Source organism: Yoonia sp. R2331 (assembly GCF_041103235.1).
Taxonomy (GTDB): domain Bacteria; phylum Pseudomonadota; class Alphaproteobacteria; order Rhodobacterales; family Rhodobacteraceae; genus CANMYO01.
Genome location: NZ_JBGCUN010000003.1, coordinates 151,712 through 169,208 on the forward strand (window position 1 = coordinate 151,712; position 17,497 = coordinate 169,208).

11 protein-coding genes are annotated in these 17,497 nt (G+C 62.8%); 4 read left to right on the top strand and 7 right to left on the bottom strand.

The features are described 5' to 3' along the window. Nucleotides 1-90 precede the first annotated feature (90 nt). Nucleotides 91-1,266, top strand: coding sequence for a beta-ketothiolase BktB (gene bktB / locus AB3Y40_RS18705; protein WP_369440410.1), 1,176 nt, complete (start codon nt 91-93; stop codon nt 1,264-1,266). A 4-nt stretch (nt 1,267-1,270) separates the two neighbouring features. Here the strand turns inward: bktB and pbpC are convergent, their stop codons facing one another. The 4 genes from pbpC to recQ all read right to left on the bottom strand — a co-directional run bounded on the left by pbpC (nt 1,271) and on the right by recQ (nt 11,792). Beyond that, nucleotides 1,271-3,286, bottom strand: coding sequence for a penicillin-binding protein 1C (pbpC, locus tag AB3Y40_RS18710; protein WP_369440411.1), 2,016 nt, complete (start codon nt 3,284-3,286; stop codon nt 1,271-1,273). Next, nucleotides 3,283-8,691: an alpha-2-macroglobulin family protein gene (locus AB3Y40_RS18715; protein ID WP_369440412.1), complete on the bottom strand. Its 5,409-nt coding sequence runs from the start codon at nt 8,689-8,691 to the stop codon at nt 3,283-3,285. The genes pbpC and AB3Y40_RS18715 overlap by 4 nt, the downstream gene beginning before the upstream one ends. Before the next feature lie 63 nt (nt 8,692-8,754). Continuing rightward, nucleotides 8,755-9,525, bottom strand: a complete 771-nt coding sequence (yaaA, locus tag AB3Y40_RS18720) for a peroxide stress protein YaaA (RefSeq protein ID WP_369440413.1) — start codon at nt 9,523-9,525, stop codon at nt 8,755-8,757. A gap of 227 nt (nt 9,526-9,752) precedes the next feature. After that, nucleotides 9,753-11,792 (bottom strand): DNA helicase RecQ, encoded by a 2,040-nt coding sequence (gene recQ, locus AB3Y40_RS18725; RefSeq protein ID WP_369440414.1) that lies wholly within the window; start codon nt 11,790-11,792, stop codon nt 9,753-9,755. Nucleotides 11,793-11,993: 201 nt separating this feature from the next. Here recQ and AB3Y40_RS18730 point away from each other — a divergent pair, with 201 nt between their 5' ends. Genes AB3Y40_RS18730 through AB3Y40_RS18740 form a run of 3 tightly spaced genes read left to right on the top strand, consistent with a single transcriptional unit; the run spans nt 11,994 to nt 14,296 of the window. After that, on the top strand, nt 11,994-12,635 hold the full coding sequence (locus tag AB3Y40_RS18730) for a histidine phosphatase family protein (protein WP_369440415.1): 642 nt from the start codon (nt 11,994-11,996) through the stop codon (nt 12,633-12,635). A gap of 9 nt (nt 12,636-12,644) precedes the next feature. After that, nucleotides 12,645-13,247 carry a glutathione S-transferase family protein gene (locus AB3Y40_RS18735; RefSeq protein WP_369440416.1) on the top strand — a complete coding sequence of 201 codons (603 nt, stop codon included), beginning with the start codon at nt 12,645-12,647 and terminating at the stop codon, nt 13,245-13,247. Beyond that, nucleotides 13,244-14,296 (top strand): saccharopine dehydrogenase, encoded by a 1,053-nt coding sequence (locus AB3Y40_RS18740; protein WP_369440417.1) that lies wholly within the window; start codon nt 13,244-13,246, stop codon nt 14,294-14,296. The genes AB3Y40_RS18735 and AB3Y40_RS18740 overlap by 4 nt, the downstream gene beginning before the upstream one ends. Here the strand turns inward: AB3Y40_RS18740 and AB3Y40_RS18745 are convergent. From AB3Y40_RS18745 to dctP, 3 genes are all read right to left on the bottom strand, one after another. Further along, the gene (locus AB3Y40_RS18745; RefSeq protein ID WP_369440418.1) at nt 14,293-15,693 is read right to left on the bottom strand and encodes a TRAP transporter large permease; all 1,401 of its coding nucleotides are present in this window, start codon (nt 15,691-15,693) and stop codon (nt 14,293-14,295) included. The genes AB3Y40_RS18740 and AB3Y40_RS18745 overlap by 4 nt on opposite strands. After that, a complete protein-coding gene (locus AB3Y40_RS18750; protein ID WP_369440419.1) occupies nt 15,693-16,316 on the bottom strand; it encodes a TRAP transporter small permease subunit in 624 nt (207 codons plus the stop codon). The genes AB3Y40_RS18745 and AB3Y40_RS18750 overlap by 1 nt, the downstream gene beginning before the upstream one ends. A 73-nt stretch (nt 16,317-16,389) precedes the next feature. Then, the gene (gene dctP, locus AB3Y40_RS18755; protein ID WP_369440420.1) at nt 16,390-17,400 is read right to left on the bottom strand and encodes a TRAP transporter substrate-binding protein DctP; all 1,011 of its coding nucleotides are present in this window, start codon (nt 17,398-17,400) and stop codon (nt 16,390-16,392) included. Between the last annotated feature and the right edge of the window lie 97 nt (nt 17,401-17,497).

Below are 17,497 nucleotides of genomic sequence, written 5' to 3' on the forward strand. Positions count from 1 at the left end.
CGCGCCGGACACCAGCCCGTGACGGAACGTCTCGCTGGCGCTGTGCCGGGCCGCACGGCAACATGGCCGCGACACACGAAAGGACCCGTCATGACCGATATCGTCATCCTCAGCGGCGCGCGCACTGCCATCGGCACTTTTGGCGGCAGTCTGGCTGCGACCCCGCCCATTGATCTGGGCACCGCCGTTGCCAAGGCGGCGCTGGATCGCGCCGGGCTGGACGGGGCGCAGATCGGGCATGTCGCCTTTGGCCATGTGATAAACACCGAGCCGCGCGATATGTACCTTAGCCGTGTGGCGGCGATGAATGCGGACGTGCCAGAGACGACACCGGCAATGAACGTCAATCGCCTGTGTGGCTCGGGCGTGCAGGCCATCGTGTCGATGGTGCAGGCCCTACAACTGGGCGACGCCGATTTTGCCTTGGCCGGTGGGGCCGAAAACATGTCGCGGTCGCCCTTTATCCTGTCAGACGCCCGCTGGGGCGCCAAAATGGGCGACGTCAAGACGCGCGATATGATGCTGGGCGCGCTTAACTGCCCCTTTGGCACCGGCCACATGGGGGTGACGGCCGAAAACGTCAGCCGCGAACACGGGATCAGCCGCGCCGATCAGGACGCCTTTGCGCTGAGCTCGCAAGAGCGGGCGGCTGCCGCGATTGCCGCCGGGCATTTTACCGATCAGATTACGCCTGTACCTGTTCGGGTGAAGCGTGACACCATTGATTTCGTGACCGATGAACACCCCAAGGCAACCACGGGTGAGACTTTGGCAGGCCTGCGCCCGGTGTTCGAAAAAGACGGCAGCGTCACGGCAGGCAACGCCTCTGGCATCAACGACGGTGCAGCAGCGATCACGCTGGCCACAGCGGATGCCGCGGCCAAAGCGGGGCTGACACCCAAATTCCGTATCCTTGGCTATGCCCACGCCGGTGTGCGACCTCAGGTCATGGGCATCGGCCCGGTGCCTGCCGTGCGCAATCTGCTGGACCGAACCGGGTTGACCATCGGAGATTTCGACGTGATCGAAAGTAACGAAGCCTTCGCCGCGCAAGCCCTCGCCGTCAGCAAAGAGTTGGGGCTGGACCCTGCCCGCGTGAACCCCGATGGCGGGGCGATTGCGCTGGGGCATCCGGTCGGGGCCACCGGCGTGATCATCACGGTCAAAGCGATGTATGCGCTGGAACGCACCGGTGGGACGCGCGCGCTGATCACCATGTGCATCGGTGGCGGGCAAGGTATCGCCCTGGCGATTGAACGCCTATAGGCCGCTATCGCACCTCGACCTGCGCCCGGTCTGAACGGCCATCAGCGTCAATCACAGTTAAGGCCGAAAACCCGGCACCCAACCCGTCAAGGCTGATGTCACGGCGGTGGCTTTGTGCAACCGGCGCACCATTTGCCAGCACCGTGAAAGGCCCGCGCCCGTCGCGCACTTTGACTGTTGTTGGCCCGATGGGCAGTACCGCCCCTTCGGGTGGAAAGGCGATCTGCGGGCCTGCGACTGCCACATCCGGGCCGCCAAACCGTTGCAAGGGTACGGGCAGTTGCGATGTGGGCAAAAGCAAGGTCGCAGGTGGCGGCGGGCCGATCGGGTCCACCTCTGACTTCAGGCGCGAAAAGGCCTGAAACATCACCGGGGCGGCCAGATCGCCACCAAACGCCTCCGGCACTGGCGTACCATCGGCGCGACCCATCCAGACACCCACCACATGCCGCCCGTCAAATCCAATCGCCCATGCGTCGCGGTGGCCATAGGACGTGCCGGTCTTATATGCGATGCCAAGGGCACGCACCCCGCGCGGGCGGGGCGTTTGCAGCAAAATATCGGCCACTTGCCAGCTTGCCACAGGGCCTGTGATACGCGGGCCCGCGACGGCTTCATCGCCCGCGCGCCATTGCAACGGTACAGCACTGCCACCCTGCGCAAGGCCCGCATAAAGCTGCACCATGTCCTGCAGGCTGATCCCGACACCGCCCAGCGCCACCGCCAACCCCGGCACATCGCCGGGCACCTTGGCCGCCGCACCGGCGCGATCAAGGGCCGCCATCACGTGATACGGCCCCAGCGCCTCTGTCAGGCGCACAACGGGGATGTTCAGCGACAGGTGCAAGGCAGTTCTGACCCGCAACTCCCCGCGAAACTGGCCGTCAAAATTCTGCGGGCGGTAGCCGTCGAAATTGACCGGTGTATCCGCGATCAGCGTTTCGGGGTGCGCAAGCCCACGATCAAAGGCCAGCGCATAGATCAGCGGTTTCAGCGTGGAACCCGGTGATCTGCGCGCCTGTGTCAGATCAATGAACCCCGCGCGCCCATCCGCGCGGTAGGCGGCAGAGCCGACACTGGCCAGCACCCGGCCATCGGTATGGTCAGCCACGACAATCGCGACCTGCACCCGGTCGCTGCGGCCCTGGGTGGCGGTTGCCGCCAACGCCTCCAGCGCGCGCTGCAACTGGGCGTCAATGGTCAACTGATGCACATGCGCCAGTGGATCAGCCGCGCGGGCACGGTCAGCCAAATGCGGGGCCAGCGCAGGAAATGCATGGCGCATGCCGCTGACAGGGGTCCGCTGCGCACTGCGCGCCGTGGACGCATCCAGCGCCCCCGCCCCATGCAACCGGTCCAGCACCCGGTCGCGCGCCACGTTTGCAGCCCCTGCAAACCGGTCGGGCCTGCGTCGTTCTGGCGCTTGCGGCAGGGCCACCAGCAGCGCGGCTTCCGCAGGGGTCAGACGCTGTGGCGGTTTACCAAACCACGCCCGCGTTGCCGCGCGGACCCCTTCCAGATTGCCACCAAAGGGCGCCCGGTTCAGATAAAGCGTCAGAATTTCGTCTTTGTCCAACTGACGTTCCAGCGCCAAAGCCAGCCGGATCTGTCGCAGTTTGCCCGCCCAGGTGCCGGTGCTGCCGTCTTCCAGCAGGCGCGCGACCTGCATGGTCAGGGTCGACCCGCCCGACACCACCCGCCCATTGCGTAACGCCTGCGCCACGCCACGCAGCAGCGCCAGCGGATCAACGCCACTGTGCTGATAGAACCGCTTGTCTTCATACCGGATCAGCATCGCGACATAGGCCGGATCAACCGCATCCAGCGACACCCCCAGCCGCCAACGACCATCGCTGACGGTATAGGCCCGCAAAAGCGCGCCCTTGGCATCGCGCACCTCTACGCCGGTTTCTGCGACCAACGGCGGCAACACGGTTGCCTCCACCCAATGGTTCACCCCGTCGCGTGCCGCCGCCAGCGCCCAAAGCGCCACCGCCGCAGAGATCACCCACCGGGTCATTGCGCGATCGTCACCCGCCCGGCGGCTGTCCGCGCCCGCATTTGCGGCCGGTACATATCCTCGACACTGGCGGCTGGGTGATGGAACGCGCCGGGCGACACGGCGCGCACGATATAGGCCAACTGGAACGCATTTTCCGACCGCCAGTCGACTGCGGCCAGGAACCGGTCGGTTCGGAATTCCGCAGTCTCGCCGCGCACCGGGTCCAACCACACCAACGCGCGAATATCGCCGCCTTTCAACAGGTTCGGGTTGTCGATCTCGAACCCCGCTGGCAGCGGGTCATTGACCATCAACCGCGCCTCTTGCCGCCCAAATGGTGTGACCGTCAGCACCGTCACCAATCGCTCACCGACGGTGACCTCCGCCGGATCAACCGCAGCCCCATCGGTGGTGTAATAGGCCCGCTCAATCGCGTAACCGTTGCCACCGGCCGGTTCCGGCTCTGCCGGGACACCAAAGGTGGTGACCGTGATATCGGTCGGCGCTGTGCCGGTATTGGCAATCAGCGATGCCGCCCCCGCGACCTGCGCATCCAGCACCTGCACAACCGGTCCCTTTGGTACCGCACCATTGACGGTAATGCCCGCACTGCGCAAATCGTCAATCAGCGCGTTGGCCGCCAGCAACGTCCAGGCCGCCTCTTGGGTTGAGGCTTGCCCCGGTTCCTGACCCAGTCCAATCAGCAGATCATCGCGGTTCACCGCTGTGCTGCCCGCCTCAACCGCCAGCGCCAGAACGGCAGCTGCATCGCGCCGGTAGGTGCCATAGTCACTGCGCCACAGCATGTCCTCTTGCGGTCGCCCGGCCAGCGTCGCCGCCGCGCGCGCAAACAGCGCATCGGCCCGCGTCTGATCACCATAAAGCGCCAAAGCGGCCCCCAATTGCGCCTGCGCCATCGGGGTCGCAAAGTCGCCCGCCTTTTGATCGGCAAAGTAGCGCAGATCGCCCACAGCCGCCGCACCCTCGCGGGCAAGCACCATCAGCGCATAGGCCAGATCGGCACCACCTGCATCAAAGTCGGGATAATAGTTCACCCCGTTGCGCAGGTTGTCCACCGCATTGCGGAACATCAGCGGCGGCACATCTTGCCCCCGCGCCCGCGCACGGCTCAGGAAATCGGTGACATAGGCATCCAGCCACAGATCACCCGACGACGCCCGCCACAGGCCAAAGCCGCCGTTCGCCGCCTGATTGGCCCCAATAGCCGCAATCGCTTCGGCAATGCGCTGATCCACCTGATCCGCCTGCGCCAACCCCATCGCCTTCGCGACAGAGGCAAAGTACAGCAGCGGCATCGCACGAGAGGTGATCTGCTCTGTGCAGCCGTAGGGATAGCGATCCAGCGCCGCCAACAAACCCGGCGCGTCAAACCGCGCCAAGGGTCCAACCGACAATGTCGCCCGCCCCGTGCCTGCGCGCAGCCCGGCAAAGACATTGTCGTCAAACAAGAACGTCGCATCCGGGGCCAGCGCAAAGCGTGAAATGCGACTGACCACCGGGTCATTCACCACAACCGGAACCGTCAAGACCTGTTCCAGCCGCGCGCCGTCAGGCGGGGTGACGCTCAATGTGATCTGATGCGTGCCGGGGTCGACAGCAGCAAACGGTACTTCAAACACCCGCCGTTCGCCCTCGGCCAAGGTCACGCTGGCGGGCAACACCTGAGCAAGCGCCAGACCATTGGACTGCACCGATAGACCGACCTCACCCGCCGGGCCATCGCTGTGCACGACTTCCAGCAGAAGACGGCTTTGATCGTCGGGGGCCAGAAAGCGCGGGACAGAGGCGGTGACGACAACCGGGTCGCGCACAATCACATCATGTTCCGCCTGCCCGACAGAGGTATCCGTCCAAGCCACGGCCATCAGCCGCAAGGTGCCGTTGAAGGCCGGAATATCCAACGGGATCAGCGCCTTGCCATCAGCACCAATCATCACCGGCCCTTGAAAAAAGACCACCAAATCCTCTGTCGGTGGCGGGCTTTGCATCCCGACCTGCGCCATCGCATCGCCGCCCGAACGCACCCGGCCAAGTGTGCCGTTCAACCCGTCAATCAACCGCCCATAAAGATCGCGCAATTCCACACCCAGCTTGCGCTGACCAAAGTAGTGCCCCTGCGGATCGGGGCTGTCGAAACCGGTGATGTTCAGAATGCCCAAATCGACCGCCGCAAGCGTGACATAGGCGGTCTGCCCGGCCTGCATCCCGTCCAGCGTGATCCCGACGTTCAGCGCACCACGCGGGCGCATCACCTCTGGCGCATCCAGACTGACACCCAGCGCCTTGTCGCCCGGTGCTACAGCGGCATAGCCCAACCCCAGCGACCGCGCCGGGTTGCGCCCGGCGGCCACATCCATCGGACGGATCACGCTGGCGCTTACATAAGCGCCCGCGCCCCATTCGTCAGTCACAGGCAGGGTAATCAGATTTTCGCCTTCGGTGACTGCCACGGTTTTTAGGCTGATCAGATGGTCGGACATGACACTGACGACAGCCGTGCCCGCATAACGCGGCACGATGCGGAATGTGGCCGTATCGCCAATGGCATAGCTTTCCGCATCCAGCGATGCCTCTAACACATCAGGCGTATCGGTGGCACTGGCTGGCGCATACCAACCGGCATAAAAATCGGTAGAGGCCACCGCGTAATCCGCGCCTGTCCGTTCCACGATCAGCTCGTACCGGCCCCATTTCACATCGCCCGCCACGGTCACCGGATCAGCGCCCAAGGCCGCGCTGCCACTGGCGACACGGGTGCGTTCCGTCACCGGTTCCCAGTTCCAATCGCCGTAAAGCGAATACCACTGATAGCGTGTCGTCACGCGGTTTAGCGTCCATGCGACGTCGATCGCTGCAGGCGTCAAATCGGACGACAGCGCGATCAGATCAAAGGATGCCTCGGTCCCTTCGCGCACCACGCCATCAAATCGTGGCTTGATCCCGATAAACGGCGCATCAGGCAGAACAACGGCGGTTGCCGACCGCTCAACCGGGCGGCCTGACCCCTCGCTCACCCGCGCCTGCACGGTCAGCTCCAGCGGCTGCGTGGCCGTCACATCGGGCAAGGTGACGGCCAGACTGGCCTGCCCTTGTGCATCCGTCGTGCCACCGTCCAGAAACCGGGTTTCGGGGTCAAACGGCGCATTGGCGTCGCCAAAAACATAGCCTGCGAACCCCTCAAGCGTTGCGGCCACACGCAGCGTCGCCTCCCCCTCAATTGCCAGATCAGCAGCAGGTGGGCCAAACAGATAGCGCGCATCCAAAGTGGCCTGCGGCACAGTCCCCAGCTTGATCTGCTCTGGCAGTTCCAGTTCAAAATCAATGCGTTCGGGCAGAAAATCCTCGACCAGCACATTGCGGCTGGCAAGCGATGGCGCGTCCGGGTCCACATGCACAGCAACCCGCCATGTGCCACGCGGCGCGGTGCCTGCGACCGGCAAGGCAAAAACATGCCCGCCCGCGAGGTCACTAGCCGATGTGACGCGCGCATATTCCACGCCATCGGGCCGCGTCAGCACCGCGGTCAGCGGCACACCGGCGACGGCCTGTGCGCGGGCATCGCGCATAAGTGCTGTCAGATGGATCGTTTCACCCGCGCGATAGGCACCGCGGTCCGGGGTCAAAAAGACATCGATCGGCGGGCTGGGCTCACGCCCCGCAACACCTCTGTCCGACAGATCAAAGGCCGCATCACGCAGCGACAGGAACGCCAGATCATCACCTTTAGTCACTGTGACCAAGGCAGGTGCATCCGCGCCAAAACCGCGGGTCAGCCCCGCGGCAAACGTAGCGATTCCCTCCGCATCTGTCATGGCACTTGCCAAGACGGCATTCCCTTCGGAAATCAGTTCAACCGTAGCCCCGTTCATGGGCGCAGCATCACCCAGCCCTCGCGCCACGACCGTCAGCCCGTCATTGCCAAGATAGCTCGCGATACCGATGTCAGACAGCACAAACCATTGCGTCGCAGGCGGGTTGTCATAAGGGTCCGCCCCCGGCACCGTGGCCGACAACACGTAAAGCCCCGCAGGCTGTCCCGTCAGCGCCTCATCCATTGGCACGCGGGTCAGCACATCGCGGTTCAGGTCCTGTTCCACCTCAGCCACGCCCGTCCAGACCGTGCTGGCAAGGTCGGCATCCAGATATTCCTGCTCATAGGCATATAGCGGGTTCGACAGCAGACCCTCTTGCATGGTGCGCAGAATGTTGCGATCCGACAGGCGGCGCAGGGTCAGATCAACCTCTGTCAGGTTGACGGTCTCCAGCGGGATCGCGACCTCTCCGGCGCGGGGCAGGACATAAGCGCGGCTGGTGAATTTGACCCCTGCACTGCGGTCGCGGATGTACTGTGTCAGCTCTGTGTTGCTGGTCAAAACCTCACCACTGGCCGCAGGCAAACCAGCGCGCAGCACGAACCTGATCCGCTCGCCGTGGGTCATGCCTGCGATGCACAATTGCCGGTCCTTGACCGTCACCGCCAGGGCCGGATCGGGCAGTTGCACAAACGGAGCGTAATCCACGCCCGCATTGACCAAAGCCTCATTAAAAACCGCACAAATACGGGGACTTGCGCTGTCGCTTTCCACCTGCGTGTCGACCACGCGGAACCCGAATTTGCCCACCAGATCGTCCAGCATGACCTGCGCGTCATCGCGGGCCTGAACCGCTTGTGCAAGCCGCAGCGCGGCAATCGCGTCGCGGCCCCGGTTGCGTTGCACAAGGATTTGCGCGATCTCCATCAGGGCGGTTGCACGGGCCGGATCGTTCAGCGCACGCATGTAGCCTGAAATCGCCGCGGGCAGGGCCCTTTCGCGGGCCGCTTGGGCGCGGGTGGGATCGTCGGTCTGAACGGTACGCGCCAACACAGCATAGGTGATCCACAAATCAGAGGCGTCACTGATCGAGGTCGCGGCCCCCGTTAAACGTAGCGCTTGCAACAGGTTACCGGAATCGCGCTGCCGTGCGGCGCGTTCCAGAAGCTGGCCGAGGCTGACCTCGTTGGCGGCATGGCGACGCCCAATCAGACTGCTCAGCCGATCCGCCTCTGACAGGTCGTTGGCAGACAGAAATGACAGGTCTGCGCGCCGGGCATCTTCAACCGCCAGAACTGCCGGGTCCGTGTCATAGATCCGGGCCGAAACTGCCCCTTCGTAGGGCACGACCTCGGTCACAGTTCCCTTGAGAAAACAAGAGCTTGAGCGTTGGTTGAAGGTAAAGGCCCGGCACTGGTTGTCGTTGACGCAAGCCGCCTGACAGGCGTTGAGCGTGGTGTCAAAGATGCTTTGCAAATCTGCGCCAAAGAAATCCACATCGCGCGACACGATCGGGCGGCGATCCGGCAGGTCGGCCAAAAGTTGCGTCGCGAAAATGGCGAAAAAACAAGCGGCTAGAATGCGGATCATGCGAAAACTCCCTGTCGTCAATGACGTCAGAGTGGCATGTGACCGGGGATTCGGGCAATCCGCCTATTCGGGATAATCGCGCAGAAAAACCGGCTTTTCAGGTGTCGACAAATCGGGGTCATAGGCATAGCCCCCTGCTGTGAAGCCGGCGATGTCGTCCGCCGCCGTCAGCCGGTTTTCGATGATGAAACGGGCCATCGCGCCCCGCGCACGTTTGGCGAAAAAGCTGACCATGCGGGGACGTCCGTCCTTAACCTCAAGAAACTGCGGCGTTAACACTTTCAGCTTGAGCGCTTTGCGGTCAGCCGCGCCAAAATATTCCTGACTTGCACAATTGATCAGCGTATCGGTCCCGCGCTCTTTTGCCTGCGTGTTCAAGGCCTTGGCGATTGTGTCGCCCCAGTAGTCAAATAGCGACTTGCCACGCCGGGTCTTCAGGCGGCTGCCCATCTCCAACCGGTAGGGCTGAATCGCGTCCAGTGGGCGCAGAACCCCGTAAAGGCCCGACAGAATGCACAAATGATCCTGTGCCCAGGCCATGTCATCCTCGGTCAGAGTCTTGGCCTCTAGCCCTTGATAGGTATCACCATTAAAGGCCAACGCCGCTGGTTTGACAGCACTGGAATCGGGGTCAGCGGCAAACACCTTGAACCGGTCGCGGTTCAGCCGGGCAAGGTCATCCGACAGACCCATCAGCGCCTTGAGCTGCGTTAAGGTTTGCCCACGCATCGTCTTGGACAGCCGCACTGCGTCATCCTGAAACACAGGTGCCGTTGCTTTATGGCTAACAGGTTCAAAATCAAGCGATTTTGCGGGTGAAATCGTGATCAGCATAGCGCCCCCTTGGTGGTGCAACGACATGTAGCACGCTCAGCGGCGGTGGAAACGGTTAACGAGCGTGGGATGATGCACAAACCATGCACATCCCATACACATCACGAGCATACGCAAGGATGAACAGGCATTAACCAAAACGCAAACCCGCGGCCCGGCGGCTTGCAAAGATTGAACGGCGCGACTTTTCGGGGGGGGGGGAGGCTCGAATCGGGGTAAACCCCGACCTACCCTTCGACCAGAACGTCGAGAAAGGCATCCGCAAAGCGGTCCGCGTAACGGTCGCCCAGAAGCCGGGCAATTGCGTCCTTGGTCGGGTCGCGCAACTGCGCGACCTTGGCAAGCAATGAGGCCGAGCAGGTCATCGGTTTGCCGGTGCCATCTGATCCCCGTTGCAGATCAGCTTGGGCCGCCAACAAGCGGTCATAGACAGCCCCTTCGCTGCGGCCCGCGAGTTTGCGACGCGAGGGATGCAATTGCTGCGCCTCGCCTGCAATCACCTCTAGAAAGGCATTGCCATAGCTTTCCAGTTTCTTGGCACCCACGCCGCTGATACCGGCCATCTCGTCCAGCGTCATCGGGCGTGTCTGCGCCATCTCGATCAGGGTGCGGTCGTTGAAAATGATATAGGCCGGGCCGCCCTGCGCCTCTGCCAGGGCGCGGCGCTTGGCCTTGAGGGCCGACAGGAGCGGCGCGTCTTCTTCGCTGACCATCTGGCGCACTTTGGGGCCTGCGGTCTTGGCGGCCTTGATGGTGTCGCGGCGCAGGGTGATCGTGGCCTCGCCCCGCAGGATCGGCAGGGCATGGTCGGTCATGCGCAGCGCCCCGTGGCGGTCAGGGTCGGGGCGAAACAGGTCATGGCCCATCATCTGCCGGAAAATCGCCTGCCATTGCGGTTTAGAGTATTCGCGGCCCACACCGTAGGTTGGCAGGCTGTCATGACCGCGCTGCGCGATCTTGTCAGTCATTGCCCCCATCACAATGTCGATCAGATGGCCCGCCCCAAACCATTCGTCGGTGCGCAGTGCGGCCGAGAGCGCCATGCGGACGGGGGTGGTGGCGTCAAAAACTTCTGCCGGTTTGTCGCAGAGGTCGCAGTGGCCGCAGGGGGCCGGGTCTTCGCCAAAGTAGGACAGCAGGTTTTGGCGGCGACAGTGCAGCGCCTCTGCCAGGCCCAAGAGCGCATTCAAACGCCCATGATCCGCCGCCCGGCGTTCCACTGGGGCCAGCCCCTCGTCGATTTGCTGGCGGCGAAAGCCGATGTCCTGACTGCCAAAAAGCGTCAGGGTCTCGGCAGGCGCGCCATCGCGGCCAGCGCGGCCGATTTCCTGATAATAGGCTTCGATGGATTTGGGCAGGTCGGCGTGGGCGACCCAGCGGATATCGGGTTTGTCGACGCCCATGCCAAAGGCTACGGTGGCGACGACGATCAACCCGTCCTCTTGCTGAAAGCGGCGTTCGACTTCGCGGCGGTCGTCCGCCTCCATCCCGCCGTGGTAGTGGCAAGCGGTATGGCCCGCCTCGGTCAGCGCACGGGAAAGCGTTTCGGTCTTGGCGCGCGTGCCGGTGTAGACGATGCCGGACTGGCCCTTGCGGGCGGCGGCGAAGGCAAGGATCTGTTGGCGCGGGCTGTCCTTGACCGCAAAGGCAAGGTGGATGTTGGGCCGATCAAAGCCGCGCAGGAAGGTGGCGGGTTGCTGGCCGCCAAAGAGCTTTTCGACGATTTCGGCACGGGTTTCGGCATCCGCCGTGGCGGTGAAGGCGGCCAGGGGCACATCGAGGGCGCGCTTGAGTTCGCCAATGCGCAGGTAGTCGGGGCGGAAGTCGTGGCCCCATTGGCTGACGCAATGCGCCTCATCCACGGCAATCAGACTGACGCCCGCCTCAGCCAGCATCCGCTGGGTGCCACCCGAGGCGAGCCGTTCGGGCGCCATGTAGAGCAGTTTCAGCGTGCCATCCGTCAGACCCGCCCAGACCGCATCGGTTTCGGCATCGGTGTTGCCAGACGTCAGGGCACCGGCCGCCACACCAGCGGCGCGCAGCCCGCGCACCTGATCGCGCATCAGCGCAATCAGCGGCGAAATGACGACGGTGACACCAGAGCGGGCAAGGGCGGGCAGTTGAAAACACAAGGATTTGCCGCCGCCTGTGGGCATGATCGCCAACGTGTCGCGACCTGCGGTGACGGCATCGACAATCTCTTCCTGCCCGGGGCGGAAGCTGTCAAAGCCGAATACGTCAGAAAGCAGCGTGGCAGCGCTTTGCATCTTGTCCTGTTGGTTTTTTATCTCTGCTCTTGGTGTGACAATCGCAGATGAAGACGCGGTTAACAAGAGATTGCGCCTGGTGCGGGGTGGTGATTTTTCGACGAAAAATCGGGCCTCCGGCGGGCATATTTTTATTCAAAAGAAAGCAGGGCGTTGCCTTCGACGGGGCGCGGACTTACCCATTCAGGAAAGGAGAATTTGATGGGTGAGATCACGCTGGTCCGACATGGGCAGGCCAATTCGGCAGCCGACAATGAGGCCGACTATGACAGGCTGACAGAGCTGGGGCATCAACAGGCCCGCTGGCTGGGCGAATGGATGAAGGCGCATGACGGGCCGTTTGATCAGGTGGTGTCGGGCAGCCTGCGCCGCCAACGCGAGACGATTGCCGGCATGGGCTGGGAGGCGGAGGTTGATCCGCGCCTGAACGAGATCACCTATTACGACCTGACCAACGAGATGGACGCGCTGGGGGAGATGAAGCGCGACGGGCCAGAGGATTTCGCCCTGCATTTCCCGGCAACGCTGACCGCGTGGAAAGATGGGCGGATCAAGGGGAACGAAAGTTGGGAGGCTTTCGTGGGCCGGGTCCGCGATGTGATGCAGATGGCAGCGCAGCCGGGCAAGCGGGTGTTGTGTGTGACATCGGGTGGGATCATCAGCCGCGCGGTTGCCGAACTTTTGCATCTGGATATTCCACAAATGGCACAGATCGCCTTGCCGATCCTGAACACCTCTGTGCACCGCATTCATGTGACGCCGCATGGGCCGATCCTGTCGACGTTCAATTCTGCCCCGCATCTGGATCATTCTGATAGGTTGGCGGCACGCACGCATTACTAGGGGGGTCAGATGCTGAAATTGCACTACGCACCGCGCACCATATCCATCGCCACTGCGATTGCGCTGGAAGAGGTCGGTGCGGCCTATGAGGCCGTGCCAGTGGATTTTGCAAGCGGCGCGCAGCACGGCGCGGATTACCTCGCGGTCAATCCCAAGGGGCGTGTGCCAGCGCTGGAAACCCCCGGTGGTATTCTGACCGAAACCGGCGCGCTGCTGGAATATGCAGCCCCCGCGCTGGTGCCGGATGATCCGCTGAACGCGGCACGGATGCGCGAGTTGATGTCTTACCTTGCCAGCACCATGCATGTGGCCCACGCCCACAAAATGCGCGGTAGCCGTTGGGCGGATCAGCAAAGCAGCTTTGACGACATGACGGCCAAGGTGCCGCAGACGATGACTGCCTGTTGCGACTATCTTGAAGCGACGCTGCCGCTGGACCCCTTTGCACTGGGCGCCGCGATGACCTGCGCTGATCCCTACCTTTACATGGTGCTCAGCTGGGCACCGGGGGATGGCGTCGACATGGCGGCGTTCCCGAAGCTGAGCGCGTTTGCCGCGATGATGCAGGCGCGCGACAGCCTGAAAACACTGACCAAGCGGGGGTTCCTATGACGCATCTCTGGGTCCGCGCGGAAAACCGCGCCAACGAGGAACGGGTCGGCTTGACGCCCGAAGGCACCGCCACCTTGATAGCCGCAGGCATCCACGTCACGGTCGAGGAAAGTCGCCAGCGCGCCATTCCGATGGACGGCTACCGCGCTACGGGATGCGACATCGCGCCGGAAGGCACCTGGGTCGACGCGCCCGACGATGCGCTGATCTTCGGGCTGAAGGAACTGCCCGATGACGGCACGCCACTGCGGCACCCACACATCATGTTCGGCCATGCCTTCAAAGGCCAGCCCAGTGGCCGGGTGCTGCTGGACCGGTTTCAGGCAGGCGGCGGCGCGCTTTATGACCTTGAATATCTGGTGGACGACGATGGCCGCCGGGTCGCGGCCTTTGGCTATTGGGCGGGTTTTGCCGGGGCGGCGGTCGCCTTGCGCTGCTGGATCGCGCAGGCGCGTGGCGGGATCGCAGGCCCGGTCCACACCTATCTGAGTGCCGCGCATATGATCGCCGACCTGCAAGGCGCGCTCGTCCGGCTGGGCACCGAACGGCCCACGGCGCTGATCATCGGGGCCAAAGGGCGCGTGGGCACCGGGGCTGCGGACCTCTGCCGCGAAATGGGCGTGGCAACGACGCTATGGGACGTGGACGAAACCGCCCATGGCGGCCCTTTTCCAGAGGTGTTGCAACATGCACTGTTCTTCAATTGCATACTGGCGCGTGACGGCACCCCGGTTTTTGTGCACGAAGGGGCCACGACGACGGAACGCGCCTTGCGGGTGATTGGCGATATCGCTTGTGATCCCGACAGCGCCTTCAACCCGATCAAGGTTTATGACCGCACCACCACGTGGGACGCGCCCGCCTTGCGCGTCCACGACCACCCGACGCTGGATGTCACCGCGATCGACAATCTGCCCGCGATGCTCCCGGTCGAAAGCTCAGAGGATTTTGCCGGGCAATTGCTGCCCAGCCTGCTGACGCTGGCAGATCTGGACGGCGGCGTCTGGGGCCGCGCCCGCGCCACCTTTGACGCCGCCATCGCAGATTAGGCCAGACTGGGCAGCCAAAGCACGATCCCCGGAAAGGCCACCAGCAGGGCGATGGTGATCGCATCGGCCACAAAGAACGGTGTGACCCCTTTGAACACGTCCTGCACGGACAGGTCATCGCGGACGCCTGCCACCACAAAGCAATTCAGGCCGATGGGGGGTGTGATCAAACAGAACTCTGCCATTTTCACCACCAATATCCCGAACCAGATCGCGCACATCGGGCCGGACATGCCAAAGGTGCTGTCGGCGGCACTGACCGCCTCACCGCCATTGAGCGCCATGACAGCCGGGTAGACCACCGGCAGGGTTAGCAGCAGCATCCCGATGGCATCCATGAACATGCCCAGCACCGCATAGGCCAGCAGGATGCAAACCAGTATCAGCATCGGCGACATCGTGAGCGAGGTGATCCAATCCGAAAAGGCGCTTGGCAGGTCGGCAAAGCCCAGAAAGCGGACATAGATCAGCACGCCCCAAATGATCGTGAAGATCATCACGCTTAGCTTGGCGGTTTCCAAGAGCGCGTCTTTCAGCTGCGGCCAGCGCATTCCCTGATAAAGCGCCATCAGGAAGACGACAAAGGCCCCAATCGCGCCGCCTTCGGTCGGGGTGCCCCAGGCATCACCGCCAAAGGGGTTGTAGACAAAACAGATGATCGTCACCACGACAAAGACGATGGGTAGCGCGGGCGGCAAGGATACAAAGCGTTCCTTCCACGTATAGCCCGAAACCGGCGGGCCAAAGCCCTTGATCGTCAGCGCCATGCCGATAATCAGTGCAGCATAGACCAACGCCGAGAATACACCGGGGATAAAGCCTGCCAGTAGCAGTTTGCCGACGTCCTGTTCCACGATGATCGCATAGATCACAAGGATCGCAGAGGGCGGGATCAGGGACGCCAGCGTGCCACCTGCGGCAACCACACCTGCGGCGAACTGCTTGTTATAGCCGATCTTCAGCATCTCGGGGATTGCGATGCGCGCAAAAACGGCAGAGGTGGCGACGGAGGCGCCAGAGACGGCGGCAAAGCCAGCGGTGGCAAAGACCGTGGACACCGCCAGCCCGCCCGGCACCCAGGCGATCCAGCGTTTCGCGGCCTCAAACAGCGCCTTGGTCAGGCCCGCGTAGTAGGCCAGATAGCCGATCAGGATGAAGGTCGGGATCAAGGACAGGGCTTGCGAGGAGACCTTGGAATGCGGCACCTGACCGGCGGTCTTGACCGCCACGCCCAGCGCCCAACCAAATTCGTCGATACCGTAATCTTTCTTGGCCCAGAAGATCCAGATCAGGCCAATCATGCCCGCAAGACCGGCGGCAAAGGCGACGCGCATGCCAAGGACGACCATGACCAGCAGACCGCCGGTGACCCAAAGGCCAATGTCGATGGGTTCCATCAGTCCTGCCCCTCAAGTTGTTCGGCTTCCATGCGAGCTTGCGTGGCGGCGTCGGCGACAAGCGGCACGGCAATCGCGCGGCCGGTGGCGATGGCCCGCAGGTAGGCCCAGACTTGCAGACACAGACGCAGGCACAGCACGCCAAAGGCAAGCGGGGCCATGAGCTTCGCGGGCCAGATCGGCAGGGCAATATCCATAGAGCTGTCGCGGCTCCACAAGGGTGCGGCGAAATCAAAGCTACGGGCGAAATGCGCCCATGATCCCCAAACCAGCAGCGCCATCAGAAGCAATACGGCGAGGGTGGTAATCAGTTCAACGATATAAAGTGTGCGACCGTGCAGACGGCCCACAAGAATGTCCATGCGGATATGCCCGCCTTCGCGCATGACATAGGAAATCCCCATGAAGGCAATAAGCGGCATGGCCTGTTCGATCCAATCGACATAGCCCGGCAGCGGGGCGTTGAACCCGTTGCGCCCGGTCACAGAAACCACAGCCAGCACCATCAGGGCAAAGACACTGATCCCACTGATCAGGGCAAAGGCCCGTTCAAGGCGCAGCAATTTCAGGTCGAGTTTGCTGAGCGTGCTGTCATCTGTCAGCACAAGTGATGCAGTCGCCATCGGTCTCCCCCCTTGCGATGTGCAATCTTCAAAAATTGGCCCCGCGCGATGCGCGCGCGGGGCCAAAGGGAGGTTACATGCTTTCGGCAATCATGCCGGTCACAAGATCATACAGCTCTTGCGCGGGCAGGCCTGCGGCAGTGTTCTGCTCGATCCAGGCAGCGGCAGCAGGTTCGGCTGCGGCCTCTTTGAAGGCCGCGATCTCTGCATCGGTGAAGGTCACAACTTCGATCCCGCGCTCTTCCAGCGCCGGGCCCCATGCGTCCATCGTGGCACCGTTGTAGTTGGCGACGTAATGTTCGAGCGATTCATCAATGGACCCCAGCAGCGCCTCGCGATGTTCATCGGACAGACCGTTCAGCGCGTCGGTGTTGGCCACAACCGGGCAGTTCACCGTGCCGGGGTTCAGGTTCGACGTCCACCATGTGGCGTTTTCGATGGTGCCAAAGGACATATGCGCGTGCGGTGCAAAAGCCACGGCCTTGACCACGCCGGAATCCATTGCCTGGCGCACCTCGCTGGCCGACATAGAGGTCGGGACAGCGCCTACGGTTTCCATCGCGGCACCAATCCCACCGGTCGCCCGCACGCTGAGCCCGGCAAATTCGTCCAGTGTTGACGGCGCTTCGCCGACGCCCACGATATTGTACTGCGGCAGCGGCGACGGCATCAGCAAGGTGGCATTCCAACGGGCCAGATCGGCCACGGTGGCGGGATGCTGATAGACGGCCATCGACAGCTCGATCTCTTGCTCAAGCGAGCTGACGCCAAGGAACGGCAGTTCCAGCACGGTGATCGAGGGGTTCTTATCGCGGTGATAGCCGGCACAGAATTGCGCCATCTCAAATGCACCGATGGAGATGCCATCAAGGTTCTCGCGGTTGTTGGACAAACCACCATAGCTGATGTTCAGGGTAAATTCACCGTCTGTCTTTTCGCTGACAAGTTCAGCCAGCTTTTCAACATGCTCGGTAAAGGCGCGCTGTTTGCCCCAGAGCGAGACGTTCCATTCCTCGGCCATCGCATCGCCTGCAAAGGCCGTCACAAGTGCTGCCGCAGCCGCACGGGTCATAAGCGTTTTCATATTCGATTTCCTCCCAGAATATGGTGAGACACATTAAACCGCAAAAACCGCGCGGAATGCATGAAGAAAAATGCGCAGGCTTTTGTGGCCGCCCTGC

Bases quoted from the DNA above. Each gene is read 5' to 3' on its own strand.
- pbpC (WP_369440411.1), bottom strand. From the start codon at position 3,286: ATGACCCGGTGGGTGATCTCTGCGGCGGTGGCGCTTTGGGCGCTGGCG.
- AB3Y40_RS18730 (WP_369440415.1), top strand. From the start codon at position 11,994: ATGGGTGAGATCACGCTGGTCCGACATGGGCAGGCCAATTCGGCAGCC.
- AB3Y40_RS18750 (WP_369440419.1), bottom strand. From the start codon at position 16,316: ATGGCGACTGCATCACTTGTGCTGACAGATGACAGCACGCTCAGCAAA.
- AB3Y40_RS18735 (WP_369440416.1), top strand. From the start codon at position 12,645: ATGCTGAAATTGCACTACGCACCGCGCACCATATCCATCGCCACTGCG.
- bktB (WP_369440410.1), top strand. From the start codon at position 91: ATGACCGATATCGTCATCCTCAGCGGCGCGCGCACTGCCATCGGCACT.
- AB3Y40_RS18715 (WP_369440412.1), bottom strand. From the start codon at position 8,691: ATGATCCGCATTCTAGCCGCTTGTTTTTTCGCCATTTTCGCGACGCAA.
- AB3Y40_RS18740 (WP_369440417.1), top strand. From the start codon at position 13,244: ATGACGCATCTCTGGGTCCGCGCGGAAAACCGCGCCAACGAGGAACGG.
- AB3Y40_RS18745 (WP_369440418.1), bottom strand. From the start codon at position 15,693: ATGGAACCCATCGACATTGGCCTTTGGGTCACCGGCGGTCTGCTGGTC.
- dctP (WP_369440420.1), bottom strand. From the start codon at position 17,400: ATGAAAACGCTTATGACCCGTGCGGCTGCGGCAGCACTTGTGACGGCC.
- recQ (WP_369440414.1), bottom strand. From the start codon at position 11,792: ATGCAAAGCGCTGCCACGCTGCTTTCTGACGTATTCGGCTTTGACAGC.
- yaaA (WP_369440413.1), bottom strand. From the start codon at position 9,525: ATGCTGATCACGATTTCACCCGCAAAATCGCTTGATTTTGAACCTGTT.